Annotated in this window: 27 protein-coding genes, 1 tRNA gene and 1 other RNA gene; 22 read left to right on the plus strand and 7 right to left on the minus strand. The window is 30.2% G+C overall.

Annotated elements, in window-relative coordinates:
• The first annotated feature begins 3 nt into the window (after positions 1–3).
• The 8 genes from Q9969_RS00085 (at position 4) to Q9969_RS00120 (ending at position 6499) form a co-directional block, all read left to right on the plus strand.
• On the plus strand, positions 4–462 hold the full coding sequence (locus tag Q9969_RS00085; RefSeq protein WP_305553171.1) for a methanogenesis marker 5 protein: 459 nt from the start codon (positions 4–6) through the stop codon (positions 460–462).
• Positions 463–1704 (plus strand): methanogenesis marker 15 protein, encoded by a 1242-nt coding sequence (locus Q9969_RS00090; RefSeq protein WP_305553174.1) that lies wholly within the window; start codon positions 463–465, stop codon positions 1702–1704. It abuts the gene before it with no gap.
• An 18-nt stretch (positions 1705–1722) separates the two neighbouring features.
• Positions 1723–2283, plus strand: a complete 561-nt coding sequence (locus Q9969_RS00095) for a methanogenesis marker 17 protein (RefSeq protein WP_305513556.1) — start codon at positions 1723–1725, stop codon at positions 2281–2283.
• 66 nt (positions 2284–2349) lie between these two features.
• Positions 2350–3216 (plus strand): radical SAM protein, encoded by an 867-nt coding sequence (locus Q9969_RS00100; RefSeq protein ID WP_305553177.1) that lies wholly within the window; start codon positions 2350–2352, stop codon positions 3214–3216.
• Positions 3217–3317: 101 nt separating this feature from the next.
• Positions 3318–3812 carry a metallophosphoesterase gene (locus Q9969_RS00105; RefSeq protein ID WP_305513560.1) on the plus strand — a complete coding sequence of 165 codons (495 nt, stop codon included), beginning with the start codon at positions 3318–3320 and terminating at the stop codon, positions 3810–3812.
• A 7-nt stretch (positions 3813–3819) separates the two neighbouring features.
• Positions 3820–4740: a manganese-dependent inorganic pyrophosphatase gene (locus tag Q9969_RS00110; RefSeq protein WP_305553180.1), complete on the plus strand. Its 921-nt coding sequence runs from the start codon at positions 3820–3822 to the stop codon at positions 4738–4740.
• 234 nt (positions 4741–4974) lie between these two features.
• Positions 4975–5904: an S-methyl-5-thioribose-1-phosphate isomerase gene (gene mtnA, locus Q9969_RS00115; RefSeq protein ID WP_305553183.1), complete on the plus strand. Its 930-nt coding sequence runs from the start codon at positions 4975–4977 to the stop codon at positions 5902–5904.
• Between the two features lie 268 nt (positions 5905–6172).
• Positions 6173–6499, plus strand: a complete 327-nt coding sequence (locus Q9969_RS00120) for a hypothetical protein (RefSeq protein ID WP_305553186.1) — start codon at positions 6173–6175, stop codon at positions 6497–6499.
• 1 nt (position 6500) lies between these two features.
• On the opposite strand, the gene Q9969_RS00125 is transcribed toward Q9969_RS00120, so the two are convergent.
• A complete protein-coding gene (locus Q9969_RS00125) occupies positions 6501–7535 on the minus strand; it encodes a class I SAM-dependent methyltransferase family protein (protein WP_305553189.1) in 1035 nt (344 codons plus the stop codon).
• A gap of 313 nt (positions 7536–7848) precedes the next feature.
• On the opposite strand from Q9969_RS00125, the gene dph5 reads away from it, so the two are divergent.
• Both dph5 and Q9969_RS00135 read left to right on the plus strand, forming a co-directional pair.
• Positions 7849–8640, plus strand: coding sequence for a diphthine synthase (gene dph5, locus Q9969_RS00130; protein WP_305513568.1), 792 nt, complete (start codon positions 7849–7851; stop codon positions 8638–8640).
• A 783-nt stretch (positions 8641–9423) separates the two neighbouring features.
• Positions 9424–9579: a hypothetical protein gene (locus Q9969_RS00135; protein ID WP_305513570.1), complete on the plus strand. Its 156-nt coding sequence runs from the start codon at positions 9424–9426 to the stop codon at positions 9577–9579.
• 143 nt (positions 9580–9722) lie between these two features.
• On the opposite strand, the gene Q9969_RS00140 is transcribed toward Q9969_RS00135, so the two are convergent.
• Together Q9969_RS00140 and Q9969_RS00145 are read right to left on the minus strand one after the other, a co-directional pair.
• A complete protein-coding gene (locus Q9969_RS00140) occupies positions 9723–10304 on the minus strand; it encodes a transposase (protein WP_305553192.1) in 582 nt (193 codons plus the stop codon).
• Positions 10305–10402: 98 nt separating this feature from the next.
• Positions 10403–11149: a transposase gene (locus Q9969_RS00145; RefSeq protein WP_305553195.1), complete on the minus strand. Its 747-nt coding sequence runs from the start codon at positions 11147–11149 to the stop codon at positions 10403–10405.
• Between the two features lie 302 nt (positions 11150–11451).
• On the opposite strand from Q9969_RS00145, the gene Q9969_RS00150 reads away from it, so the two are divergent.
• The gene (locus tag Q9969_RS00150) at positions 11452–12372 is read left to right on the plus strand and encodes a hypothetical protein (RefSeq protein WP_305513571.1); all 921 of its coding nucleotides are present in this window, start codon (positions 11452–11454) and stop codon (positions 12370–12372) included.
• The gene (locus Q9969_RS00155) at positions 12369–12791 is read left to right on the plus strand and encodes a hypothetical protein (RefSeq protein WP_305553198.1); all 423 of its coding nucleotides are present in this window, start codon (positions 12369–12371) and stop codon (positions 12789–12791) included. The genes Q9969_RS00150 and Q9969_RS00155 overlap by 4 nt, the downstream gene beginning before the upstream one ends.
• On the opposite strand, the gene Q9969_RS00160 is transcribed toward Q9969_RS00155, so the two are convergent.
• Positions 12783–13526, minus strand: a complete 744-nt coding sequence (locus Q9969_RS00160; RefSeq protein ID WP_305513575.1) for an archaeosine tRNA-ribosyltransferase — start codon at positions 13524–13526, stop codon at positions 12783–12785. The genes Q9969_RS00155 and Q9969_RS00160 overlap by 9 nt on opposite strands.
• Positions 13527–13709: 183 nt before the next feature.
• Between Q9969_RS00160 and hdrC the strand changes: the two genes are divergently transcribed.
• The 9 genes from hdrC to Q9969_RS00205 all read left to right on the plus strand — a co-directional run bounded on the left by hdrC (position 13710) and on the right by Q9969_RS00205 (position 19257).
• Positions 13710–14657: a CoB--CoM heterodisulfide reductase subunit C gene (gene hdrC / locus Q9969_RS00165; RefSeq protein ID WP_305553201.1), complete on the plus strand. Its 948-nt coding sequence runs from the start codon at positions 13710–13712 to the stop codon at positions 14655–14657.
• Positions 14658–14679: 22 nt separating this feature from the next.
• Positions 14680–15576: a CoB--CoM heterodisulfide reductase subunit B gene (gene hdrB / locus Q9969_RS00170; protein WP_305513579.1), complete on the plus strand. Its 897-nt coding sequence runs from the start codon at positions 14680–14682 to the stop codon at positions 15574–15576.
• 190 nt (positions 15577–15766) lie between these two features.
• The gene (locus tag Q9969_RS00175; RefSeq protein ID WP_305513581.1) at positions 15767–16033 is read left to right on the plus strand and encodes a DUF749 domain-containing protein; all 267 of its coding nucleotides are present in this window, start codon (positions 15767–15769) and stop codon (positions 16031–16033) included.
• Complete coding sequence (locus Q9969_RS00180) at positions 16030–16557, plus strand: DUF2096 domain-containing protein (protein ID WP_305513583.1); 528 nt, start codon at positions 16030–16032, stop codon at positions 16555–16557. The genes Q9969_RS00175 and Q9969_RS00180 overlap by 4 nt, the downstream gene beginning before the upstream one ends.
• 12 nt (positions 16558–16569) lie before the next feature.
• Complete coding sequence (locus Q9969_RS00185) at positions 16570–17259, plus strand: metallophosphoesterase (RefSeq protein ID WP_305513585.1); 690 nt, start codon at positions 16570–16572, stop codon at positions 17257–17259.
• A gap of 102 nt (positions 17260–17361) precedes the next feature.
• Positions 17362–18252 carry a 2-phosphoglycerate kinase gene (locus Q9969_RS00190; RefSeq protein ID WP_305553204.1) on the plus strand — a complete coding sequence of 297 codons (891 nt, stop codon included), beginning with the start codon at positions 17362–17364 and terminating at the stop codon, positions 18250–18252.
• Position 18253: 1 nt separating this feature from the next.
• Positions 18254–18643 carry a CBS domain-containing protein gene (locus tag Q9969_RS00195; RefSeq protein WP_305553207.1) on the plus strand — a complete coding sequence of 130 codons (390 nt, stop codon included), beginning with the start codon at positions 18254–18256 and terminating at the stop codon, positions 18641–18643.
• Between the two features lie 152 nt (positions 18644–18795).
• An RNA gene (gene ffs / locus Q9969_RS00200) (signal recognition particle sRNA) lies at positions 18796–19111 on the plus strand.
• Positions 19112–19173: 62 nt separating this feature from the next.
• Positions 19174–19257, plus strand: a tRNA-Ser gene (locus tag Q9969_RS00205).
• A gap of 3 nt (positions 19258–19260) precedes the next feature.
• Here Q9969_RS00205 and Q9969_RS00210 read toward each other — a convergent pair.
• The 3 genes from Q9969_RS00210 to Q9969_RS00220 all read right to left on the minus strand — a co-directional run bounded on the left by Q9969_RS00210 (position 19261) and on the right by Q9969_RS00220 (position 22892).
• A complete protein-coding gene (locus Q9969_RS00210; protein ID WP_305553210.1) occupies positions 19261–20166 on the minus strand; it encodes a cation diffusion facilitator family transporter in 906 nt (301 codons plus the stop codon).
• Entirely contained in the window at positions 20159–21277 is a 1119-nt protein-coding gene (locus Q9969_RS00215; protein WP_305553213.1) for a pyridoxal phosphate-dependent aminotransferase, read from the minus strand. The genes Q9969_RS00210 and Q9969_RS00215 overlap by 8 nt, the downstream gene beginning before the upstream one ends.
• A 61-nt stretch (positions 21278–21338) precedes the next feature.
• Positions 21339–22892, minus strand: a complete 1554-nt coding sequence (locus Q9969_RS00220) for a radical SAM protein (protein ID WP_305513593.1) — start codon at positions 22890–22892, stop codon at positions 21339–21341.
• Between the two features lie 493 nt (positions 22893–23385).
• Here Q9969_RS00220 and Q9969_RS00225 point away from each other — a divergent pair, with 493 nt between their 5' ends.
• Positions 23386–26313: an Ig-like domain repeat protein gene (locus Q9969_RS00225; RefSeq protein ID WP_305553216.1), complete on the plus strand. Its 2928-nt coding sequence runs from the start codon at positions 23386–23388 to the stop codon at positions 26311–26313.
• Positions 26314–26382: the final 69 nt, after the last annotated feature.

The following is a 26382-nucleotide window of genomic DNA, read 5'->3' on the forward strand; positions in this document are numbered from 1 at the left end:
ATTATGGTTAAAATCGGAATATATCCTCCAAATTCATTAATTTTAGCAGATTTACTTGAAAGGAGAGGTCACACTCCTTTAGTTTTACAAAAACAAATTAGACAAAAAATAAAAGATCCGGAGATTGATTCTCCACCAATGAATATTACAGAAGACGATCCAATTAAAGGTCTTAGGTATGCAGCTATCGAAGTTCCTTCAGGCGTTCGTGGAAGAATGTCAATTATTGGACCACTTATAGATGAAGCTGAAGCGGCTATTATAGTTGATAATGCCCCTTATGGCTTTGGGTGCATTGGCTGTGCAAGAACTAATGAATTATCAATATTTTTACTTAGAAATAAGGGAATTCCAGTTTTAGAATTAACTTATCCTACAAATCAAGATGAAACTTATTTAATGGTAAATAAAATCAATGAGTTTGTGGATTCACTTGAAGAGACTGTTAAGGAGGAAGAATAAATGGTTAAAATAGCATTAGTTTCATGTGGAACAGAGTATAGTGGTGTTCAAAAGGAGATTGAAAAAGCAGCAAATAAGTTCGGTGCTGAAATTATTCTTCCAGAAATTGATTTAGATTATATTGATGAATCTTATGAAAAATTTGGATTTTCAGCTCAAAGTTCAAGTTTAAAATTAATGATTGCAAGAGCTATGGCTATTGTTGAAGGCAGATGCAAACCTGATGCAGTATTTATTGCAACTTGTTTTAGATGTGCTGAAGGAGCATTAGTCAGGAATGAAGTAAGAAGATTTATACAAAGAAATACACGTATTCCAGTAGTTACTTATTCATTCACTGAAAGAACTAAAGCAGATGAATTATTCATCCGTATGGAAGCATTAGCTACTACTGTAACTCGCAGAAGTATTCTTGCTCGTGAAAAACAAGAAGGACTTACTCTTGGTTTGGACTCAGGTTCAACTACTACAAAAGCGGTTCTTATGGAAAACAACCAAGTTATTGGAACTGGTTGGACAGCTACTAAAGATATTATCGAATCAGCTGAAACCGCTGCAGCAGAGGCATTTAGTGAAACTGATTACAAGTGGGATGATATTGAAGGTATTGGAACTACTGGTTATGGCAGATTCACAATGGGTCAAAAATTCGGAGCGGAACTTGTTCAAGAAGAGTTATCTGTCAATGCTAAAGGTGCAGTATATCTTGCAGATTGTCAAAGAGGTGAAGCTACTGTTTTGGATATTGGTGGTATGGATAACAAGGTAATTACTGTTAATAATGGTATTCCTGATAACTTTACTATGGGGGGTATTTGTGCTGGAGCATCTGGTAGATTTTTAGATATGACTTCCCGTAGGTTAGATGTTGATATTACCGAACTCGGACCTTTGGCTGTTAAAGGTGATTGGAGAAAAGCAATGTTAAACTCTTACTGTATTGTATTTGGTATTCAGGACCTTGTTACTACACTTGCCGCAGGGGGTTTAAAATCAGATGTGGCGGCAGCTGCTTGTCACTCTGTATCTGAACAAGTTTACGAACAACAGCTTCAAGAAATCGATATTCGTGAACCATTGATTCAGGTAGGGGGAACTAGTTTAATTTCAGGCCTTGTTGAAGCAGTAAGTGAGACTTTAGGTGGAATTGAAGTAATTGTTCCGGAATACTCCCAACATATTGGTGCTGTAGGTTCAGCTCTTTTAGTATCTGGAATGGGTCATAGAAATGATGATAAATAATTTTAAAGGATTGATTCGATGTTAGTTGAATGTTATGATGAGCGTGGTGCAGAAGTTTATGAAATCATCATAAAACAAATCTTTCAAGATTTAGTTTTAGGTGCTTCTGTAGAAGATTTAAAAGCTTATGTTAATCCTGATGATCCGGTGTTTATCTTGGCTATTAAAATGAGGAAAACTTCAACTATTATTAAATTTGAGGATGTAGCTAATTTACTTTATGATAAAGAATCAGATGTTACTAGAATTCTTGTTGATGATGAGAACTATCTTCCAAATATCCTGAAGGAGTTATGGAAAAAATTTTCTAGAGATGAAATTTATCAACCAAATAGGTATCAGCTTGAAATCAAAGGGGATTTCACAGATTTGAAAACTATGGTCATTGATAATCCTCACTCTAATTTACAAAGGCGTATTTACGATGCGGTCTTTAGAATATTGCCGGAAGGTTTCAAAATCATTAAAGACTTATCCAGTGGAGATATTGTAGCTGTTGTATCAACTGATGAATTAATTAAAGATGCATGGATTGAAAAAGCTCAAGAATATATAGATGAATTAAATAAGGGCATGTAGAAAGATTTATATATTTGTTCGTATCAATACAAATTAACAGAAGTTATGTTTAAGGAGGAGTAGTATATGAATGAACACAATGGTTCAAGATTTGCACATATAACAAAAGCACATCCATGCTTTAATGAAAAAATGCATGATAAAGTCGGAAGAGCACATGTACCAGTTGCACCAAAGTGCAATATCTTTTGCAACTTCTGTACGAGAGATATTAATAATGAGGAAGATAGGCCTGGTGTAGCTAGTTGTATAATGAAGCCTGATGATGCGATAACTCATATTAATGATGTAACTGCAGATGGTCCAATTTCAGTTGTAGGTGTTGCTGGACCTGGAGATTCACTGGCTAATGAGGAAACATTTGAGTTTTTTGAAAAATTGGCAGCAGAACAACCAGATTTAATTAAATGTATGAGTACAAATGGATTATTGCTTCCAAAATATGCAGATAAACTTGCAGAAATTGGAGTTAATTCTGTCACTGTTACTATTAATGCAATTAATCCAGATATTGCTGTAGATATTTATTCATTCATTAAATATGAAGGAAAAGTTTACAAAGGATATGATGCCGTTAAAATTTTAATCAAAAATCAATTGGATGGTGTTGAAAAAGCAGCGGCTAATGGAATGGTTGTTAAAGTCAATTCTGTTTTAATCCCGGGATTAAACGACGAACATATTGTTGAAATAGCTAAAGAAGTTAAAAAACGTGGTGCTGCTTTAATGAATGTTTTACCGTTGATCCCATTAGGTAAAATGAAACATTATCAACGTCCAGACTGTTCTATGATGGAAAAAGTCAGAGAAGAAGTTGAAGAAATTATACCAGTGTTTAGAGCATGCACTCAATGTAGGGCGGATGCTTATGGAATTCCTGGTAAGAAAAGTGAAGACCGCCATTTAGGAATGACTCCCCAAAGTCATTACTAAATGCTTTTTTTATTTATTTTTTTTAGATTTACCTAAATATTTTTAATGTATTATTTACATAATATTAAATATTAAAAATTATTTTAAAAGGAGTTTAATATATGACTAAAATCGGAATTGTTTCAGATACCCATGTTGGTGAAGAGAATATTGAAATTCTTGAAAATGTAAGTAAACATTTTAAAGGTGTAGATTTAATCCTCCATGCAGGAGATGTAACTCAACAAAAAGTACTGAATGAATTGAGTACAATCGCTCCAGTTATTGCGGTTAAAGGTAATGCAGATAGTCTTGATTTAAATTTGACTGAAATTATAATCGTGAATAATTTTAAAATAGCTTTAAATCATGGTATGGACCTTTCAGATAATTATGAGAAATTATATGAATTTGGCAAATCACAAGGGGCGGACATTGTAATTACCGGTCACACCCACAAACCACATTTTAAATTTACTAATAATATGTGTTTAGTTAATCCTGGAAGTTTAAATAAACCTATTGACTCCAAAGCTTCTGTAGCAATATTAAATATTGATAAAGAAGAAAAATTAATAAGTAATATTAAAGTTAATATTATTGAATTAGAGGAGTAGTAATAAGATGGTTAAAACTTACGTTTTTGGACATAAAAGTCCGGATAGTGATTCCATAACATCAAGTATTGTTATGGCTAACTTAGAAAATGAATTAGGTAATACTGACGCTAAAGCGTATAGATTAGGAAATATTAATAAGGAAACGGAATTTATCTTAAATTTTTTAGATATTGATGCACCTGAACTTTTAGACGATGTTGTAGATGGGGCAAATGTCATATTGGTTGACCATAACTCTCCAGCGGAATCAGTTGATAATTTAGAAAATGCAAATATCTTAAAAGTTGTTGATCATCATAAATTAGCATTAGCTACTTCATATCCATTGTTCTTAAGATTTGAACCTGTAGGTTGTACTGAAACTATTTTATTTAAATTATATGGGGAAAATGAAGTTGAAATCTCAAAAGAAATAGCTACCTTAATGTTGTCTGCTATTATTTCAGACACTTTACTTCTAAAATCTCCAACAACTACTGAAGATGATAAAATTGCTGTTGAAAAACTTGCTAAAATTGCTGAAGTCGATGCTGAAGAGTATGGTTTAGAAATGCTTAAAGCAGGCACTGATTTGAGTAGCTTCACAATTGATGAAATTTTAGCTCTAGATGCAAAACAAATTGATTTTAAAGATGTCAAATCAATTGTAAATCAAGTTAATACTGCAGATATTAATGATGTAATGGCGATGAAGGATGATTTGGAAGAAGGCATTAATAAGGTAATAGATAAGGAAAATCTTGATTTATTCATGCTTTTGATTACTGATATTGTAAATAGCAATTCTCAAGTTATAGCATTAGGTAAAAATGCAGAGTTAGTTGAAAAAGCGTATAATGTGAAACTTGACAATAATACCGTATTGTTGGAAGGTGTTGTTTCACGTAAAAAACAAGTAGTACCTATCATGACTGAAAGCGCTTAATTATTTAGGAACTCCTAAATTAAAGGCTTTTTCAATGGTTGTTTGTAAAAATTTATAAATGAGAATATGAAAATTATTAATTAGGTGTATTTAATATACCTCTCTATTCAATCCATTTTGGATATTAAATGGGAAGCATAATTATAAACAATCTATGCATTTGCATAACAAATTAGAAACTAACACTTAATTATGCTTTTCGTATTTATACTTTTTTTAAAATAGGTTGTTAAAATGAAAACACTTGAATGGGAAGGCAATAAATTAAAACTTATTGATCAAAGAAAACTTCCAGATGAGTTAACTCACATGTATTGTGATAATTATCAGGATGTTATTGTGGCAATTAAAAATATGATTGTACGTGGCGCTCCTGCAATTGGGGTGGCCGCTGCTTTTGGAATGGCACTTGCAGATATTCATGGCGTTGATCTAGATAAAGCAGCTGATGAGATTAAATCCGCAAGACCAACGGCGGTTAATTTATTTTGGGCAGTTGATAGGGTATTGCACAGTAAAGATGTGCTGTCTGAAGCATTAAAAATGTATGAGGAGGATATGATCACAAACAGAGCCATTGGCAAATTTGGTGCTGAAATTATTAATGATGGAGATACTATTTTAACTCATTGTAATGCAGGAGCTTTAGCATGCGTTGATTATGGAACTGCTTTAGGAGTATTTAGAGCGGCAAATGATGCTGGAAAAAATATTAATGTAATTTGTGATGAAACTCGTCCACGTGGTCAAGGTGCAAGCCTTAGTGTTTGGGAAATGCAGCAAGAAAATATTCCTGTAAAATTAATTCCGGATGTAGCTTCAGGATATCTGATGTCACAGGGAAAAATTGATAAAGTTGTCATCGGCGCTGATAGGATTGCTCGCGGCGGTGTTGTAAATAAAGTGGGTTCGTTTATGGTTGCATTAGCTGCAAAACATCATGACATTCCGTTTTATGTGGCGGCTCCATATTCTACATTTGATAATGAAATTTCAATTTATGATACTGTCATCGAAGAAAGAGATGGAGATGAAGTTAGATATTATGGTGGAGCAAGAATTTGTCCTGAAAATACTGAAGTAATTAATCCTGCATTTGATATAACTCCAAAAGAATTAATCACAGGCATCATTACCGAAAAAGGAATTATCAATCCAATTTAGACAATAATTTTTTTTTCGTTTTATTAATCACTTTATAGCTGAAATTTAAATAAAAAATATGCAATATTCTTTCAAAGCCTAAAGACTGAAAAATAATAATACTAAAATTAATTTTAGCTAACGTTCATAACTATTTAAACAATAAAATTTAAATATTTATATAACATTTGATTAATCTCTATTAATAAAATCAAATATTTGATTAAAAGTTACGTTTTGTAATAATATTTAGAAATTATGACTTGTTAAATGATCTGTGAGGGATAATATGGAGATTAAACGTGGAAAAGGGAAGGTGTATCCTCCTTTAATTAAGGATTTGGTAACTGAGTTATTGAAAGATGATTTTGTGCATTTCAAAATATTATGCGCTAACGAGGTTCATCATTTTAATAAAGAAGACGAGTCAATTGTCGAATTCGAAGAAACTTATGTAAAGGAAACTTCAGAAAATGGGGACATGTTATATATAGCTTATCCGGATATTTTCAGAGTTAAATTATATAGGGATATAGAACAGTATCTTGAAGACGAAAAGAAATTCAGTGCATTCAATGATGATGATGAGTGGACGAGTAACAGAATCCAATTCTAGTTTAAGAAACTTTTATTTCTTTCTTCTTTAATTTTTTTGAAGTTATTTTTCCATCAATAGCTATATGCCACTCACCGGGGCTTGTTGATTTGACTTTACGGGTATTGACTATTTCAACTTCTTTTCCAACTTCACAGCAAGCATTTTCCAGACGTTTTATTCCCTGTTCATATGAATCAGAAAATTCATAATAATTAATTATTCCTCCGTCTTTAATTAAATTGACACTAACATCAAGGAAAGTATAGGCAAGGCCGGGCAAGTTCATAATAATTCTATCAAATGGTGTTTTTAAATTTTTGCTAACTTCCCTTATATCTCCGCAGTAAGTAGTTATGCTGCCTTTTAATTTATTTAACTTGATATTTTCATCCAGATAATAAATGGCATCTTTATTGATATCTACTGCAGTTATATTAACATTTTTGTTTTTTGCAATAACAATAGGAAAAGGCCCAATCCCGCAAAACATATCTAATATCTTTTCACCATTTTCAACATTTTCCATCACTCGTTTTCTTTCAGTTGCAAGCCTAGGTGAGAAATAAACTTCACGAACATCTAATTTTAGCCTAGCGCCATGCTCTTTATGAATTGTTATTGAATCATCATTTCCAGATAAAAATTCCAAATCCCGTACTCTTGTGGTTCCTTTAATTGCGCTTTTTTTCATATAGACTGTTTTTCTTTTTGTAAATTTTAAAGCCGCATCTCCAATGAGCTGTTTTCTATCTGCTAATTCATCAGGAATTTCTAAAATAACAATATCTCCAATCGTATCAAATGAGGTTCTCAAATTCTCAATTTCTTCATGTGATAGCTCTCCTTCAAGCAATTGGGAAAAATTGTGTGGAACTTTTTGTATTGGCTCTAAATCCATATCAACAATTTCATAATTGCTAATGTCTTCAGTTATTGGAATATATCCAAAGTCATCCTGTGATTTTATTCTATACTCCATGCTCATTAGACCTTTTTCCATTAGTTTTATACGGGTGTCATTTAATTGTCTTAATGGAACTTTTACACATTTCATAAGAGTTATTATGTTTAAATTATTATATATGTATAATGGAATAAATGAATTAAATTTTAATTCAAATAAAAATGGGGATGTTTCCTTAAAGAATTTTAATAAATTATGTATTTTAATCTTTTTTGTTTTTTTAAACTGTGCATATGCGGTTTCAGACAATAATTGAAAATGACATATTAGCATCGATTATCAACTGATGAATTGTGTCAGATGCTATTGAGGGTTGTGATAATAATTATATTAATGAAAGAATTGTAAGTATTGGAATGAGTGATTGTAAAGTTTTATATATTTTTGTACATATATAATGTATATGTTTTATTTAGTGGGTTTGGGATTATTTGATGAGAAGGATATATCTCTTAAAGGATTAGAATGTTTGAGGAATGTTGATAAAATATATGCCGAATTTTTCACATCACGATTATTCGGCTCAAGTTTTGAAGCTATTGAAGAGCTAATAGGTCAAAAAATTGAAATTTTAGTTAGGGGAGAAGTTGAAGAAGAACATAAATTTATGGATGAGGCTAAAACATCTGATGTTGCTTTAATTACAGGAGGAGATCCCCTAATTGCAACAACTCATAGTGATTTTTTAGTGCAATGCTCAAAAAAAGGAATTGATTTTGAAGTAATTCATGGATCATCAATTTTATCATCTGCACCAGCTATTTCAGGTCTTCAAGGATATAAATTCGGTAAAGTCACTACAATTCCCTTTCCAGACTATAATTTCTATCCAAAATCTCCTTATGAAGCTATTGAGGAAAATCTTAAAATGGATTTACACACTTTAGTTTTACTTGATATTCAAGCTCATAACGACAGGTACATGACAGTCAATGAAGGTTTAGAGTATTTGATGAGCATTCATGATGATTTAGAAAGAGAAGGTTTAATTACTGAAGATACTTTAGCTATGGGTATTGCTCGTGTAGGCTCTCGGGACGTTGTTGTTCGTGCAGGTAAAATTAAGGAACTGAGGGATTTTGATTTTGGAGGTCCGCTACATTGCATTGTAATTCCTTCAAAGCTTCATATTGTTGAAGCTGAATATATGGTAGAAATTGCTGGTGCTGACCCAAAAATACTTGATGATGTTTAATTTTTAAAAATAAAGGGGGAGTGGAAGTAGATGTCATTTTCTACTTCCTCGATTCATTTAGTCATTTTGGAGATTATAAAATATTTGACTGACGTTCATCATAGATATGAATTTTTATTCATATCGTTTATTAGTTATATTTTGATAATATATAAATGTTTTTATTTGATTTTCCAATATTCATTTTAAATTGTTATTACTTTGTTTAGGCATACTTTTCAAAAATAATATTTTTTGGAAATCAGAACTCAATTTGTTATTTAAAAATGAGTTTTTCATAAAATATTTTGTAGGATTTTTCAACTGGGTATGGTTTTAATTCAGTTTTTAAGAGTAGAATGGGGAGTGGGAAGTAGTAGTGTTTATACTTCCTATAATGAAATATATTCTAAACATTTTGGAGATTATAAAATGTTTGACGTTCACCATAGATATAAATTTTACTTCATATCGTTTGTTAGTTATGTTTTAATATTATTTAAATGTTTTCATTTGATTTTTATAGAATCATCAAATAAGCTAATTATTACTCTTTAAGTATTCAAATATGGGTTCAATTTCTATAATTTGGGATATTATCCAAATAATATTTGGTTTTTAATGTTTTAAAGTATTTTAGACAAAATCAATATCTATATTTTTTTCCGGTTTTTCTGAATTTGTCATAGATTGGTGGTGGTGTTTTTTAGATTAATTTAGTTAATTCCAGTATTCAAAATCGAATGCAAAATTGTTCGTAAATGCACTAAAACATTTATTAACTAGTGTGTACAATTTAATTCTATGACTCGAAACAGACGTGTTACAATCAGCATCAATAATGACATTGATTTGGATTTTCGCAGATTAGCCTCTAATAAAATGTTATTTAAAACTGGATGGTATTCAAAGGCAATTGAAGAAGCAATGTTATTATGGATGGAAAAAGAAGATAAGTAAAATTTTTTCTTTTTTTTATTTTTTTTACATTAGAGTGTCCGCCAAAAATGATTTTTGAGTGTGGATTCTAGTAAATGGTCACATCAAGCTTTAATTGGTGTGTAGTGGATATACTTTCACAAAAATCAACAATATCTTCTTTATTATTTTGTTCTTCCTTGAATAAGATTATATAATCTTTTTATATTGTATGCTAGTGCATCTAGGTTGAGTCTTTCTCCGGTTTTTACCATTCCGATTACTATTTCTTGTTCTACATGGTATTGTTCTTTGAATATTCCGAATGGTCCTTCTACACTTGGTTTTTTTTTGAATTCTTCTTTATATTCTTCTTTTTCCATTTTGAAGAACATTGCTCTTTCTAATCTGCCACCGTTTTCTGTGATGGTTTTATGTGTTTGTTTGTCTGTTAAGCAGGATTTTCTGTGAATGCAGTATTTACATGCAGTATAATTGTTGTAGAGTCTTTTTATTTTGTCGGGTTTGTCTGGTTCTTCGTTTGGTTGTGTGTATTCTTTGTAGAAGTACATTGGTTGTCCTGATGGGCACATAAATAAGTCTAGGTCGGATATGTAGTAAAAGTGGTCTTTATGGAATTGGTTTGGATTTAATTTGCCTATTTTTTCTTTGGATTGTTTTCTTGTTGGTATTAATCCATCATCTATTCCTTTGTTTACAAAGTATGATAGGCTTATTTGATTTAAATATATTGTATCTGCACTCATGTGTTTTGGTACTTTTCCTATGTTGTTTATTGCTTTGTCAGCTACTTCTGGTAGTTGGTAATGGTCTGTAGGGTTTTGTGTGACGTTTAATGCGCAGATTAGTTTGGTGTCGTAATCGACTGCAGATTGGATATTATAAGCAACCAGGAAGTTTCCTTTTTTCCTTTCATCATGCGTGCTTCAATATCATTCATTGGTATTTTATCCTGTCCTGTGAATTTGAATTGAGTTCTGATGTCATATAATATTTCTAATTTTTCATCATTGGACATTTCCTTGTCATTTAGTATTTTTTGAGCTGGTTTATTGAGTTTTTCAAGCTTTTTAAGGTCAACTTCCAGTCCTTTGTAGAACTGGACCAGCAAATTGGTTTCTTTTTTGCTGATCATATTTTGGTTAGAATTGAATGCTTTTTTGATGGTCCCATCGACTACAACAACATGATTAAATTCAGTGAATCCTTTTTTTACGGCCATTTTTAATGTCATTTGAAGCAATACTTCATAATAACGTCCAAATTCATCACGATACCTTTGAATTGAACGTTCAGAGGGTTTAATTCTATCACAAACGAATTTATATATGTCATGGTACTTTGTCATTTCTGCAATGACTCTAGCACTTTCAATATGGTCTATTTTTGCATAAACAAGTAATTTTAACATGGAACATGGAGGATATGAAGGCCTACCGCCTTTTTTCTTATTCTCTTTAATTCCCAAAATCGGATAAAATTCTTCAATAAAATCAACCACAAAACGAGAAATATGATTCTCTGGAACATTAAAATCATAAGTCCTAATGCCTAATTCAGCCTGATTCTTAATAACTTTCTTACTAACCATAAATAACCAACACATAATAACTCATATCTAATATAAAATATGTACATCATAGTATATAAATATTACTATTCTAAAAATGACTAAAATCAAATATATAAATAAATCATTATAATCCATATTAAAAATTATTAATAATAAATAATTAAAATTAAATTCTAATTAATTTAATGAAAAAAATTAACAAAACAAGAAAATTATAACGCAGTTATAAAAAATTCAAAATAAAAAAAATTAGTTTTGGCGGACACCCATTAAGTATTTAAATTAAACGAATCAACTTATTAATATAAAGTGGTGTCCATATGGAAAGTGATGAATTTAGAACTGTTAGGGTGTATACTAAAAAATATACCAGTAAGGACAAAGATGGCAATTCTGTTGAAAAAGAGTCTCAACAAAAACAAGTTAGTCTTAAAAAAGAAGATCCATTTGAAGACGATGATTTGGTAAAAGTTTTATCTCAAAATGATTATCAAAAATTAATAGATAATCAATTTTCCGATGAAAAACTTGATGAATTTCATCATATTATTGAAGCAAAAGATGCTGAAATTGGGCATTTGCAGGAACAGCTTCAAACTCTTAAAGGATCATTTTTCAATGATGTGAATTCTCTAAAAGATCAATTAACAGATAAAGAGGAACTTGTTAAAGCTAAAGATGAAATTCATGAATTGAATAAGGAAATTAAAGCTATTAATGATGAACGTGTTGCTATTTTTAAAGAACTTGATTATAAAAATAAAATGATTCTTGCTTATAATGTTGAATTAAACAAATCTATTTTAAATGCTATTAATGTCGTTATTGATGAAGCAAGGGACAATATTAACAGAAGAAATGCTCTTTTAGTTAAAGATTTAGAAAAATCCATTGAAAAATCAAAACATGATGTAAATGAGAAGAATAAAGCTATAGCATATGATATAAAAAGCACAGTTGAAGACATGAATGAGCAAATAAGAAATACTAGCACTATAAAAATGATACTCAATAAGAATAAAATTAATTTGAGAGTATCTACCGATGATTTACTTAAACCATTTGACTTTGACTTTGATGTTGAACAATTACTTTCAGGTCAGGCATTAGAACTTGATGCAGCAGAAATCCTAAAAGAAGTAATGCCAAAACTTCCAGAACCATTTTCTAAATATATCGACACTATTGATGACTATCCGGAAACAATTGACGTTTCACCTAAAAAAGAGGATGATTTATGAGGATATTTAACACAGGCAAAATCACTTTCGAATATCCTGATACTTGGGAAGTTGAAAAAGCAGACATACTTTCAAATCCGGATTGTATAGCTACTTTATCTAAAGGCCAGAATAATTTAATTAATGCGGTCATGTTTCCAACTGCCACTACCCTTGATGATTATAAAATATTTATGGAGGATGCAATTTCAGATGATGGTGGAGTAATTTTAGCATCAGATTTTATACAAATTGCAGGTCTGGATGCTATAAAACTTCATGCAAATATGGATACTCCAGATATTAACTTTGATATGCATACATATGTATTTATTGAAAATAAAATAATATATATTTTTGAATTAAGGACATTAGACATTTCAGGAGAGGCGGAATCTGAATTCATAAATATGATTTCATCATTTGAGATTTTAAAATAGTTGTGTGTATTCTAATAGGTAATCTATATAATTTCTATCAAGTATTTTTAAAGTTGAGATATTTTGAGGAGTTGTTCCAGATCTCTCTTCTACAAGATTTCTCAATGATTTATTTTTCATATGGGCATGAATTTCTTTTATAACAAATTCCATATTTTCAATATTTTTATTTTCCAAATCTTTTTGTGAAATCTCATCATAAATGGGATAAGTATTTAAGTCATATGCTTTTGTTGGAGTTTGTAAGACATTTAAATGACTATAATAATTTGCAGCATCTGCTAAAAATCCATCAATCCCCATATATGTCAATATTGGCATGAATGATAGTTCAGCAAATGGAAAAATAAAATAACTACTTTTTTTAGCTTCTTTTTTAAGAATAACGATTAATTCAACTAATTCTTTGGGATTAGTTAGTAATGCGTCTCCATTGGCTATTATAAATCCATTATATCCAATATTTTCAAGTTGCTTTAAGCATTCAACTCTTAAATCAATATATTTTGAACCTTGAATAACTGCTAAGTCACATTTGTTTGTGTTTTCTTTAGCTAGCTTTAATGTTTCTTTAACATTAAATTCAACAATTTCACGGTCAACATTATGTGCAGAACCTTGAGTTGGTGCAATTTTTAAGTCATCTTTAAAAAATAACTTTGGAGTTAGTTCACCATCAATTTTGCAGATTCTTCCAGGTCCATCATGTGATTTTATTTCAAATTTTTTTATCATTTATTTCTCCCTTTTTTCTTATTAGTTTAATATTGGATTTTTGGGCATATAAAAATTTTTTATTTCATGTAACCTTTTTGATTACACCAGCTAAATTTTTAGTAAGCTTTATATATTGTTTTTTAAAGATTATAATTATGGATTTGAGGAGATTTTCCGATGATAATCCGAGGTGTGTTTTCAATGTCTATACTAAATCGTCTAAAATCCTTATTAAAAGAGGATAAAGATGAAACTGACATCAATACTGATGTTTCAAGCACATCTGATGATGTTCAAGTCACATCTTCAATAAAAGAAAATGAACCTGTCGATCTTGAAACCGAAACTGTTGTTGAAGCTGAGGAGACAACTATTGAGGAATTAGAAGACAGCACTGAAGATTTAACTTCCGAAAACATCGAAACTGAAGAAGAAATTATTGAGGATTCTTCTGAAGAAATTGTGAAAGAAGTTGAAACCGTTGAGGAAGAAACTCTTGCTGAAGCCGAAACTCCTGCTGAAATTGAAACTGAAGAAGATGTTGAAGAAGTTGAAACAGATTCAAAAAATAATGATACAGAGAGAGATAAAATGACTTTATTGACTGATAAAGAATTATTAAATGATAGTAATCGTGATCCAGATTTCACTGCAGCATTTATCGACGCTGGAATTGAAACTGTAAAACACTGTTTCCAATGTGGTACTTGTAGTGGAAGTTGTCCTTCTGGAAGAAGAACCCCATACAAAGTAAGACAGATTGTCAGAAAATGTTTACTAGGATTAAAAGAAGAAGTTATTGCTGATGACGCATTATGGATGTGTACTACTTGTTATACTTGCCAAGAAAGATGTCTTAGAAGTGTTAAAATTGTGGATATTATCAAAAAAGCACGTAATATTGCAGCACATGCGGGTTACATGGCAAAAGCTCACAAAATGACTGGAGTATATGTACTCAACACAGGTCACGCTGTACCTATTAATGATAAAATTAAAGCTTTAAGAGTTAAAATTGGTCTTCCTGAAGTGCCACCTACAACTCATTTTTATCCAGAGGCATTAGCTGAAATAAAAACATTATGTAAAATCACTGAATTTGATGAATTAATCGGTTACGACGAAGCAACCGGTGGATTAAGAGAATAAATGAATTGAGGAGAGTTATAAAATGGAAATTGCATATTTCTTAGGTTGTATCATGAACAACCGTTATCCTGGTGTTGAAAAAGCTACCAGAAAATTATTCGAAGCATTAGATATTAAATTAAAGGATATGGAAGGAGCTTCTTGTTGTCCTGCTCCTGGTGTATTCGGTTCTTTTGATGAAGAAACTTGGGCTACTATCGCAGCTCGTAACTTAACTCTTGCTGAAGATATGGGTGCTGACATTATGACTGAATGTAATGGATGTTTCGGTTCATTATTTGAATGTAATCATATCTTAAAAGAAGATGAAGAGAAAAAAGCTGAAATTAATGCTAACTTGGCTGAAATTGGTAGAGAATACAAAGGTACTATTGAAGTTAAACATATTGCTCAAATCTTAAGGGATGATGTTGGATTTGAAAAATTAGCATCTTTAATCGAAAAACCATTAGATTTAAATGTTGCTGTACACTATGGTTGCCACTTCTTAAAACCTACCCAAACTATCGGTATCGAAGATCAAGCTGAAAATCCATCTATTTTAGATGATCTTGTAGAAATTACCGGTGCTAAATCTGTAGACTACAAAGACAAAATGATGTGTTGTGGTGCAGGTGGAGGTTTAAGAGCAAGAGATTTAGATGTTACTACTAGTTTCACTAAAGAAAAACTCGAATACATGACTGAAGCAGGTGTAGATGCAATTGTTAACGTATGTCCTTTCTGTCACATGCAATTTGATCAAGGTCAAGTTGAAGTAAACGAAAGATATGGAACTAACTTTTCAATCCCTGTATTCCATTTAGCTCAATTATTCGGATTAGCTATGGGATTGCCTGTTGATGAATTAACTTTTGATGCTCAAAAAATTGATGCAACTCCTGCTGTTCAAAAAGCTTTAGGAGGAAATGCTAAATAAGTTTAAGGATTTTTATCCTTACCTTTTTTATTTTTGAGGCACTGAAAACACATTTCGGATTAGTTATCTTTTTGGATAACTATTTTTTTTATAATTAATTTTTTTGTTTGTTCCAATACGAATAATTCGCAATCATGTTTATATATTAGTAATTAAATAAAATAAGATAATAATTAATTGAGGTGTAATTATGTTTGTAGCAACATTAGATGGTATATTTAAATATTCTGACCTTCCAGAAGAATATGAACCTTATGTTCAATTTAAAGCAACTATTGACAAAAGAGAACTTAAACCAAGTGATGAATTAGCAATTTTAAACATTGCCGGGACTTCTACTCATCATGTATTATTCTTAGATTCCTATAAAAATACTCAGGAAATTGAAAATGAATTAAAAGACGCTGATGCTAAAATTAATCATACTACTTTAAAAATCATAGGTGGACATTTATGAGTTTGCCTTCAGAACAAAATTGGTTAATTCTTAATAATCTTTTACAGGATTTAATAAAAAAAGGATACTCAATCCCTAATGGAATAAGTCCGGAAATGGGGATTATTCGATCATCTATTAGTTCATATAAAAGAGATCCATCACATCCTGAATTAATCAATGGTTTGGCAAATGCTGAAATGTCTTTAAATAATATTCAAGGAACTCTTTTAACAATTGCAGAAGAAGAAGGAGAGGATTATGTCGATCGTTGGATTGATTTATTTAAACAAGCCATGCAAGGAAAAGAAGTATTTGAATTTGCAGATTCAAGATCCAAATTCTTAGTAAATACTCCTCCAGGTTTAACAACTGGTAGGATTAATTTAAGAGTTCCTTTGGCTGAAGAAAGAGTTCAGGAAATTGCAGAGTGGAATGGACTTATCATCGAATTTGATGATGATGTGACTGTTGAATTACATGGAGATAATGAAGATCTCAAAATGGGTCTAAAAGAAATGGGTGGTTTCTTTTTAGAGCAATAATGGGGTGGTAATATGGTTAAAATTTTAGCGATTAGTGATGTTCATGGTGAAGAAAATGAAAATTTATATACTTATTTAACTAATAATGATATTGATTTAGTTTTAATTTTAGGAGACATCACTGATTTTGGACCACTTGAATTTGTAGAAACTTTTATTAATAAAATATATGATTATGATGTAGATGTTATAGCAATTCCAGGCAATTGTGATCCTAATGGAATTTGTAATGCTATTAATGATGTTTCATTCTGTCTTCATAATAATATTATTGCATATGGTGATGCTGTATTATTTGGTTTTGGCGGATCTAATCCAACTCCATTTGATACTCCTGGAGAAATGGATGATGACAAAATCTATAGGAGTGTTTATGACTTATTAGCTAATTATGATTATGTTTACAATTCAGAGATTCCTAAAGTAAAAATATTAGTTACTCATGCACCTCCTTTCAACACTGAAGCAGATAGAGTTGAAAACGGTGAGCATGTAGGTAGTCAGGGTATTTTAAAATCTATTCATGAATTTGAACCTCAAATTAATTTATGCGGACATATTCATGAAGCAAAATCCCTCAGTAAAATCGGAAAAACTACTGATGTAGCAAATCCAGGTATGTTAAAAGATAATGGAGCTGTTCTGATTGACGTTAAAGATGGCTCAAATTATGACATAAGTATTATTTCATTAGACGAATAATCACTTATTTTTTTTTCTTTTTCTGTGAATTTTCAAATCAAATAACAAATTATATTTAATATAATTCTTAGATATTTATTTATATATTTAAGTGTGATTGTCATGATTTGGATTACTGCAGAGGTTGATGGTAAAAAATATAAAGAACCTTTTTCTAAAGGAATTTTATCTCGTTCTCTTAATGTAGCCGATATTGGTGTTGAAAAAGCGCATGACATTGCTAGTGATATTGAAGTTTATTTGATTGTGAACAATATTGCAGAAATTTCCAGTAAGGATTTAGCAGAGGTTGTTTTATATCATTTAGAATCCATTGATCATAATATCGCTGTTAAATATAAAAATTGGAGGTCTTTGAGAAATTCTGAAGAACCTTTAATTATTTTAATTGGAGGGGCATCAGGTGTAGGCACTTCCTCGATGGCATTTGAGCTTGCAAATAGATTAAGATTAAAAAATCTTATAAGTACAGATATGATTCGGGAAGTAATGCGTAAAATTATTTCTAAAGATTTAAGTCCTGTAATTCATAAATCCAGTTTCGATGCTTATGAAAGTATACGAATACCGTCTATTAGAGTAGATCCTATTATTGAAGGTTTCATTAATCATGTGGATGTTGTAAATGTAGGTATTGAAGCAATTATTGAAAGATCTATTAAAGAAGGAATTAGCACTATCATAGAAGGGGTTCATTTAGTTCCAGGGTTTATTAATCCTAAATTAATTGAAGAGAATAATATTATAATGTTTACTTTAATCGTTGGGGATGAAGAATCTCATAAACAAAGATTCTATTCAAGATGTAGACAACCTTGGGTAAGAAGGTCTCTTGAGAGATATATGGATAATTTTGGAATAATAAGGAAAACTCAAGATTTTTTGGTTGAACAAGCAAAAAGTTATGATATACGCGTAATTGATAATGTTGAAATAAATGAGACAATTGAAATTATGGTTGCTGATATCCTTGAAAAATATGGTGGTGAATAACATGTTGAACAAGAAAGTTAAAGACATCATGACAACTGATTTAGTAACAACTACTTCAGATGTTGATGTTGTAAATGCATTTGAAAAATTAATGGAATATAAAATTAGTTCTCTTCCGGTTGTTGAAGATGATAAATTGATTGGAATTATAACTGCAACTGATGTTGGTCATAATTTAATTCTTGATAAATATGAATTAGGTACTAATGTTGGCGAAATAATGATTACTTCTGTAGTTACAATTTCTCCAGAAGATACTCTTGAAATGGCAATTAAAGTCATGAAAGATGGTGCTCCATCTTCCGGAATTTTAAATCAGCTTCCTGTAGTTGATGGAGATAAATTAATTGGAATTATTTCTGATGGAGATATACTTCAAGAAATATTCTAATAATTCTATTATTTTTTCTTTATTTTTTAATTTAACTCTTTTTTAATTAGTTACTGGAATTTATTATTTTTTCTAGAATAGTTTTTTAATTTTATTTTAATATTTATTTAATGAATTTTACTAACATTTATATAATATTAAGACCAAATATAATGTTGGCTAGACTGGAGGGTTAGGGGTCCTCTGTAAGCACACACCCCCTTTGGTGCAGTTGAAGTTCAAAAGGCGGCTTTTTAAGAGAATATGAGCCTAGAAAAAACGACATAGAAACCTCGTCCTGCAGGATTGGTGGTGATGAAGTTTTCACTGGAGGGTAAAAATTAGTCATCTCTAATATGGGAATGGGTCAGGCCCGGAAGGGAGCAGCTCTACTGTTAACATTCAATGCTTGCAGAATCCCGGGGTGGAGTTGGATTTTTTAGATCACTTATATTTTTGAGATTAGTCCACTTTTGAACACGCCATTAATAAAAATAATTAAGTTTATAAATAAGTTTTTACATATAATGTATTATACTGTTTTTTATCATGTCGGGATGGCCCAGCCTGGTACGGCGTCGGACTGCTAATCCGATGGTCATATGACCACCCGGGTTCAAATCCCGGTCCCGGCGTTTTTATTTATCTATTTTTTGGTCATGGTCGTAATCTATTCCAGATGGACATGCATGCACCATTACGTATTTTACTTCGGGAATTTTTTTTAGAATATTATTTTCAACATTGTGAACAATTTCATGAGATTCATTTAAAGTCATGTTTCCATCAAGTTTAATATGTAAATAAACTGTTGCATAAGAACCTAAGTAATCTACTTTAATATTATGGGCTCCTTGAGCTTTTGGAGTTTTATTGGCTATTCTTCTTACTCTATTTTCTAAATCTTGTGAAGGTACTTTTCCCATAATATTATCAATATTTTCTTTTCCAATTTCATAAGCAGTTTTTAAGATTAAAATCCCAATAATTAATCCAATAATTGGATCTAAAATGGGATAACCTATATTGGATATGATTACTCCAATTAATATTGCTAATGAAGAAAATATGTCTGTTTTTTGATGTTTTCCATCAGCAACAATTGCCGGACTTTTTATTTCTTTTCCTATTCCAATGATGTATTCACTTATTGAATAGTTTACAAATATTCCAAAGACGGCCATTAATGCTGCAAATGTATCGGGGATTGTAACTAATTCGGGATGTATTAATTTATCAAAAGCTCCAGTTATAATTTCATAAGCAACCATTCCTAAGAATAAAACAATTATCAATCCGCTGATTGCTTCTGCACGACCATGTCCGATTGGGTGTTCTTTATCTGCAGGTCTTTGACCAATTCTAAATCCTATATATGCTATAACAGATGTTGCAACATCTGAAAGAGTATGTGCTCCTTCAGATACTAATGCATAACTTCCAGACATCAATCCAACAAATATGTTTAAAACAGTTAAAATACAGTTTGAAGTAATTGCTACAGTTGCTGCTTTTTTACCTGCTTTGCCTCTAAATTCATCCATTAACCACACGTTCTTCTAATATATTCATAGCTTTTTCAATATTTTCATAAGAGTTAGCATAAGACATTCTTACATGATTTTTCCCATTTGAACCAAATGCTACTCCAGGCACAGTGATTACTCCTGCTTTTGCTGCTTTCATGACAAAATCTTTGTCTTCAATTTTTGGAAATACATAAAATGCACCTTCTGCATTTACAGTTTTATATCCCATTTCATTTAAACGACTAACAATTAAATCTCTTCTTTTTTTGAATTCTTTAACCATTTCATTTACTTCATCTTGTGGTCCGGTTAATGCTTCGTATGCTCCTCTTTGAGAAGTGGTACTAGCACATGCAATATTGTATTGGTGGATTTTTAGTAATTCTTCACTATAAGTTTCATTTGCAGTTAAATAGCCTATTCTAAGGCCGGTCATTGCATAAGTTTTTGAAAATCCATTTAATGTTATAACATTGTCGCTATATTTTCCCGGAGAGTAATGTTTCTTATCATAAATTATTTTTTCATAAATTTCATCAGATATTATTAAAAAGTCATGATCCATTGATAAGTCAGCTATTGCTTTAATGTCCTCTTTTTCCATAACTGCTCCAGTAGGGTTTGATGGTGAATTCAGTATTATTGCTTTTGTTTTTGGAGTTATTTTTTCTAATACCTCATCAGCTTTTAATTTAAATTCATTTTCCATTTTACAATCTACTGGCACGATTGATCCACCAGAGAGGTTAATACATGCTTCATATGATAAAAAACTAGGATTGGGCAGTATTACTTCATTACCGGATTCAATAAATGCTTGTGTACAGATATTCAATGCTTCACTAGCTCCAACAGTAACAATTACATTTTCAGGATCAGTATTAATCCCATTATCTCTTTTGAATTTTTTAACGATTTCTTCTCTTAATTCAATATATCCTTTATTTGGAGTATAATGGGTATCATTGTTGTCGATTGATTTTTTCATTGCATCTTTAATGTTTTTGGGAACATTAAAATCAGGTTCCCCAATTCCTAAGTTTATAGCATTAGGATTTGTCACTTCAAACATTTTTCTAATTAATGATAATTCAATTGATTTTGTTCTACTTGCAGGATTAATCATATTTTGCCTCACTAATAATTATATTATATATTATTATAGTAAATTTATTTTTTTCCAGTAATTATTTTTCACATACTCCACAATTGTAGCATGGATTTGTTTCACACCAATGTGTTTGTTTTAAATTTCTCAATCGTTTATGTTCTATTTTTAAAAATCTTTCATTTACACCTATGTCAATATTGCTCCAAGGTAATATGTCATCAATATCATATTTTGGAGTCCTTTCCCTCCAGTCTTTAAGTGTAATTTGTTTTGTTAGAGATTTTTCAATAACCTCACCAATGTCACTATTTCCACAAGATAATATATACTGGATAAGTCCTTTTTTAGGACTTTCACATTTAATATTATAATTTTTCATTTCCTTTTTTATATATCTTGTTTTCTTTTTAATGTCTTTGAAATCATAACCTTCCCATTGAAGTGGAGTATGGGGTTTTGGAATTATCGGATTCACACTAAATTTCACTCTTTTAGGATTTTTATGCATATGAGCTATTTTTTTCATATATTCACAAAGTTCATGAATATCCTCCATATTTTCACTTGGTATTCCTATTAAAAAGTATAATTTTATATTAAAATCCAATTCAACAGCATTTTTTATTACCTTAAAAATTTTATCTTCCAGTATGTATTTATTAATCACTTTTCTAAGGTGATTAATTGATTCAGGTGCTAAAGTAATAGTTTTAAGTCCGCTGTTTTTTAAAGTTTCTAAAGTTTCTTTTGTAATGGATTCAATTCTCAGAGAAGGTGTTGAAATTTGAAAGCCCTCATGTTCAAGACCATTAATCAATTTATCTAAATCACTGTAATCTGAAACTGCAGCACCAATTAATGTAATTTTATTTAAACCGGTATTTTTTCTATTTTCAATTGCTATATCAATTAACTTTTTCCAGTTTGTTTGTCGGATAGGTCGATAAAGATACCCCGCCATACAAAACCTACATCCTCGAGTGCAGCCTCTTGAAACATTTAGCATTATTGAATTATTAAAAATACTCTGATAGTTTTCATCATCACTTCTGCTTATTATTGGTTGTGTTATGTGATATGTTTCATTCATATTGTCTATGATAGTCATTTTTGTTTTATTATCGAATTCCGGAATGTAAATCCCATCGAGTTCAAGATATTTTTTCAAATCTTTATTTTGCGAATTTTGATAAACATCTAAAAATTCATTTATTGTGTTTTCCCCTTCTCCGATAATAAACAAATCAATATAGTCAGCTAAAGGCATTGGATTTGCAGTGGCACAAGGTCCACCAGCTATAATTAATGGATAACTTCCATCCCGGTCTTTTCGTTTAAGTGGAATTTTACTTTCTTTCAGCATCTCTAAAACATTAAAATAATCTTCCTCAAATTGAAGTGTAAAACTTATTATATCAAAATATCTGCTTGAAGTGTTTGATTCAATTGAATTGACGTTTGGATAAATTATGCGCTCACACCAAGTGTTTTCACGTTCGTTAATTAAATTATATAGGATATTATAACCTAAAGAAGACATGGCGGTTTTATAAATATTTGGATAGCATAATCCGAACCTTATATCTACATTCTTGTAGTCTTTTTGGAATACATTTTTCTCATATAACATTAAATCAACTTCATGCAATATCTTTTATTTTTTTAGTTAAAGCTTTTTTTAGTCATTAATTTACTTGCATTAATTTATTTTTCTTAATTTAAACAATAATTCCCTTAATTTTCATATAATTAATGAATACTATTTAATTTTTATTATTAAAAATCATCAATTTCAAATTTCTTTTTTCATTGAAGTGTTAAAATTTTATTTTAAATTTAAGATATTTAGTTTTATCTTAGATTATTTCACTATATTTATTATTTTATTTAAAAATTTCATGCATTTATAATCTTTTTTGGCTGATTTGAGCAATTTAAATGGGTTTTTTAAATATTGGGGTTTTAAAAACATTTATATAAGATAATAAATATAATCTTTATCCACTCATTATGAATGCTATATTTTAGTATAATCATATTTTACTATAAAATTTTCGTAATGAGAACCAAGAGGTGGAAAAATTTCGATAAAAAATAAAACATTGTTGTTATCCTTTGTGTTAATGTTGTTCTTTGTTTTAGGAGCTGTTAGTGCAGTTGATTTAACAAATGTTTCAAATTCAGAAGATTCAAATTTAGAAGATAGTGTTGATTCATTATCTACAAACAAATTAGAAATTTCTAGCGAGGATTCTATCTCAGAAACTAATATAATTAATTCTCATGATGATAATTTGAGAGATTATTCGGATGACGAAGTTCTAAATGATACTTATTCATATTATGAGAATAATCAATCAACTTCCGATATTGAAGTAGTCGGGGAAAATACTTTGAATTCATCTATTTCAGGTACTGATAGTGTTATTGCTGCTGATTCAAGTAATAATTTCGTCAGTGCTGGCAATTCAAGTGAATCTGGTATTAAAAATGGTACTCCAATATCTACAAAGTTAACTGTATCTGATACTCACTACAAAAAATCAGCTACATACTTCACTTTAACTTTGAGCGATGCTGATGGCAATCCTTTAACCAATCAAAAAGTTTTCCTAACTGTGAATAAGAAAACTTATTCTGCATATACCAACTCTAAAGGTATAGCTACTATAAAAACTGCTTCTCTAGCAGTTGGATCATATTCTATTAACTTAAATTATAATGGAAATTCAGATTATTCCCATTATTCAACTACTAAAAAGGTTAAAGTATTATCATCTATAATTGGAAGCGATTTAACAAAAACTTATGGATATATATCTAAGTATAAGGTTAAATTTTGGAAAGCAAATGAGGTATTGGCAAATACTAACGTTACTTTCAAAGTTAACGGCAAAACTTATACTAGAACAACTAATGATTATGGCAATGCCGTACTCAATATAAATTTAGCTGTAGGTAAATATACCATTACTGCAATTAACCCATATTCAAAAGAAATGGTTTCACATAATATTGTAGTTAAAAAAGAAAAAACTAATTTCGATTTTGACAGTAAAAAGTATATTAGTGTTAATAAAAAAGGTTCATTTACTGTTACCTTGAAATCAGCTCATAATATATTGCTTAAGAATAAAAAAATTTCTTTTACTTATGGTAATAAAAAAGTAACCTCAAAGACTAATGCGAATGGGAAAGCTACTGTAACTATTCCTGTTCTTTCTAAAGGTACTCATAAGATTACTTTTAAGTATGGTGGTAGCAAAAATTACAAATCAAAATCAGATTCTGCAAGTTTAGTTATTTTTAAACCAACTACAAAACTGTCCTCATCATATTTGGTTATGAAATATAATGACGGATCTAAATTTAAAGTGAAATTAACTAATGATAAGGGTAAAAATTTAGCAAATAAAACTGTCAATATTAAAATTAATGGAAAATCTACCATATGTAAAACTAACAAATATGGTAATGCTAAATTAAAAATTAAAGATTTAAAACCTGGTGTTTATAAAGTTAGCTATTCTCACTCTAAAAAGGGTTCTAATAGTTATTCACACGGTTCAAGTAAAGTAATTGTCATAAGAGCAGATGCAGTAATAAGTGCTAAAAATTTAAAAATGGAACCTAATGACGGTTCAACTTTTAATGTTGTTGTTAAAGACAAATCTGGAAAAGTTCTTAAAGATATTTACGTTAAATCAATAATTGATGGTAAATCATATCTTTATAAAACTGATTCTAGTGGTGTTGCTAAATTAAAAATAACTAATGGAGCTGGATACTATAAGGTTAAAACTGTAGTGACTGATTCTTGTTATAAATCAACTACACTCAATAAATACCTTACAGTTAAAGGATATAAATTCGTTGCAGAAAATAAATATTCTTCTCCGGGAGGCAATACTATATTTTCAGTAAAATTAGTTACTGAAAAAAATATAGTAGTTAAAAATGCAGTTGTTAATTTTACTTTTGAGGGTAAAATTATCTCTGGTAAAACCAATTCCAAAGGTATTGCTCAAGTTAATTTAGGTGTTTTATCCAAAGGTACACATAAAATAAAATTTGATCATGAATCAGCTTCTGGTTCAGCTAAAATATTTGTTGTTAATAAAGTAACTATTAAAGATATTGTCACTGCATCCAAAACAGTGAAAAAATATATTTCCAAATATAATAAGTTGCCTTCAACAGTTAATATAGGTGATATTAAAGTTACTACTGCGGTGTATTTATACTTGGCTTCCAAAGCTGTTGTTAACCTAAAAACAGGTGGTAAATCTAGTATTACTTTTGAAAATATTGATAATCCTACAAATCCAAAAGGGGCAAATAATTTAGGTCATTTATCTGATTACCTTTCTGTTGCAAAAAAAATTGTTAAAACTTCAGAATCCAAAGGTAAATTGCCTAATTCTGTAAGTTCACAAGTTGGAACTATTGGTTACGATGGTTTAGTTAGTGCATTTTCACGTATTCTTGTTTCTTATGATAAATATGGTAAAATGCCTAAATATGTATATGTAAAATCTTTGTCTGGTGGAAAAACCAAAGTCACAGGTAATCTAAACTCTAAAAATACAATTGGTAATTTGGCAGCGTACTTGGCAGCTTCTAAAAACTGTGAAGTTAACGATGCTAAAATCAAAAAGTTAGTTACTAAGCTGACTAAAAATTGTGGTACTGATAAAGAAAAGGCAGATGCGATTTTTAAATACGTAAGAGATGCAATCGGATATAGTTTCTATTATAATACAAAATACGGTGCTGCCGGCACTTTAAAAACAAAATCTGGAAATTGTGTGGACTTATCACATTTACTTGTAGCTATGTATAGAAATGCAGGTTTAGCTGCTAGATATGGTCATGGAAAATGTACTTTTTCAAGTGGAAATACTTATGGGCATGTCTGGACTCAAGTATTAATAGGTAATACTTGGACTGTTGCTGATGCTACAAGTTCTAGAAACTCGTTAGGTCATGTGGCTAATTGGAATGTAAAATCATATTCACTTGAGGGTTATTTCTCAAGTATTTCTTTCTAATTAACTACTTTTTATTTTTTTATCTTTTTTGACTATTTCAAAAACTTAAATGATTTTATTTAAACAAAT

Source organism: Methanobrevibacter sp. V74 (assembly GCF_963082495.1).
GTDB lineage: Archaea > Methanobacteriota > Methanobacteria > Methanobacteriales > Methanobacteriaceae > Methanocatella.

Excerpts from the sequence above, each read along its gene's own strand:
- Q9969_RS00085 (WP_305553171.1), top strand. The coding sequence starts at position 4 with ATGGTTAAAATCGGAATATATCCTCCAAATTCATTAATTTTAGCAGAT.
- Q9969_RS00090 (WP_305553174.1), top strand. The coding sequence starts at position 463 with ATGGTTAAAATAGCATTAGTTTCATGTGGAACAGAGTATAGTGGTGTT.
- Q9969_RS00095 (WP_305513556.1), top strand. The coding sequence starts at position 1,723 with ATGTTAGTTGAATGTTATGATGAGCGTGGTGCAGAAGTTTATGAAATC.
- Q9969_RS00100 (WP_305553177.1), top strand. The coding sequence starts at position 2,350 with ATGAATGAACACAATGGTTCAAGATTTGCACATATAACAAAAGCACAT.
- Q9969_RS00105 (WP_305513560.1), top strand. The coding sequence starts at position 3,318 with ATGACTAAAATCGGAATTGTTTCAGATACCCATGTTGGTGAAGAGAAT.
- Q9969_RS00110 (WP_305553180.1), top strand. The coding sequence starts at position 3,820 with ATGGTTAAAACTTACGTTTTTGGACATAAAAGTCCGGATAGTGATTCC.
- mtnA (WP_305553183.1), top strand. The coding sequence starts at position 4,975 with ATGAAAACACTTGAATGGGAAGGCAATAAATTAAAACTTATTGATCAA.
- Q9969_RS00120 (WP_305553186.1), top strand. The coding sequence starts at position 6,173 with ATGGAGATTAAACGTGGAAAAGGGAAGGTGTATCCTCCTTTAATTAAG.
- Q9969_RS00125 (WP_305553189.1), bottom strand. The coding sequence starts at position 7,535 with ATGAAATGTGTAAAAGTTCCATTAAGACAATTAAATGACACCCGTATA.
- dph5 (WP_305513568.1), top strand. The coding sequence starts at position 7,849 with ATGTTTTATTTAGTGGGTTTGGGATTATTTGATGAGAAGGATATATCT.
- Q9969_RS00135 (WP_305513570.1), top strand. The coding sequence starts at position 9,424 with ATGACTCGAAACAGACGTGTTACAATCAGCATCAATAATGACATTGAT.
- Q9969_RS00140 (WP_305553192.1), bottom strand. The coding sequence starts at position 10,304 with ATGAGTGCAGATACAATATATTTAAATCAAATAAGCCTATCATACTTT.
- Q9969_RS00145 (WP_305553195.1), bottom strand. The coding sequence starts at position 11,149 with ATGGTTAGTAAGAAAGTTATTAAGAATCAGGCTGAATTAGGCATTAGG.
- Q9969_RS00150 (WP_305513571.1), top strand. The coding sequence starts at position 11,452 with ATGGAAAGTGATGAATTTAGAACTGTTAGGGTGTATACTAAAAAATAT.
- Q9969_RS00155 (WP_305553198.1), top strand. The coding sequence starts at position 12,369 with ATGAGGATATTTAACACAGGCAAAATCACTTTCGAATATCCTGATACT.
- Q9969_RS00160 (WP_305513575.1), bottom strand. The coding sequence starts at position 13,526 with ATGATAAAAAAATTTGAAATAAAATCACATGATGGACCTGGAAGAATC.
- hdrC (WP_305553201.1), top strand. The coding sequence starts at position 13,710 with ATGTCTATACTAAATCGTCTAAAATCCTTATTAAAAGAGGATAAAGAT.
- hdrB (WP_305513579.1), top strand. The coding sequence starts at position 14,680 with ATGGAAATTGCATATTTCTTAGGTTGTATCATGAACAACCGTTATCCT.
- Q9969_RS00175 (WP_305513581.1), top strand. The coding sequence starts at position 15,767 with ATGTTTGTAGCAACATTAGATGGTATATTTAAATATTCTGACCTTCCA.
- Q9969_RS00180 (WP_305513583.1), top strand. The coding sequence starts at position 16,030 with ATGAGTTTGCCTTCAGAACAAAATTGGTTAATTCTTAATAATCTTTTA.
- Q9969_RS00185 (WP_305513585.1), top strand. The coding sequence starts at position 16,570 with ATGGTTAAAATTTTAGCGATTAGTGATGTTCATGGTGAAGAAAATGAA.
- Q9969_RS00190 (WP_305553204.1), top strand. The coding sequence starts at position 17,362 with ATGATTTGGATTACTGCAGAGGTTGATGGTAAAAAATATAAAGAACCT.
- Q9969_RS00195 (WP_305553207.1), top strand. The coding sequence starts at position 18,254 with ATGTTGAACAAGAAAGTTAAAGACATCATGACAACTGATTTAGTAACA.
- Q9969_RS00210 (WP_305553210.1), bottom strand. The coding sequence starts at position 20,166 with ATGGATGAATTTAGAGGCAAAGCAGGTAAAAAAGCAGCAACTGTAGCA.
- Q9969_RS00215 (WP_305553213.1), bottom strand. The coding sequence starts at position 21,277 with ATGATTAATCCTGCAAGTAGAACAAAATCAATTGAATTATCATTAATT.
- Q9969_RS00220 (WP_305513593.1), bottom strand. The coding sequence starts at position 22,892 with ATGTTATATGAGAAAAATGTATTCCAAAAAGACTACAAGAATGTAGAT.
- Q9969_RS00225 (WP_305553216.1), top strand. The coding sequence starts at position 23,386 with ATGTTGTTCTTTGTTTTAGGAGCTGTTAGTGCAGTTGATTTAACAAAT.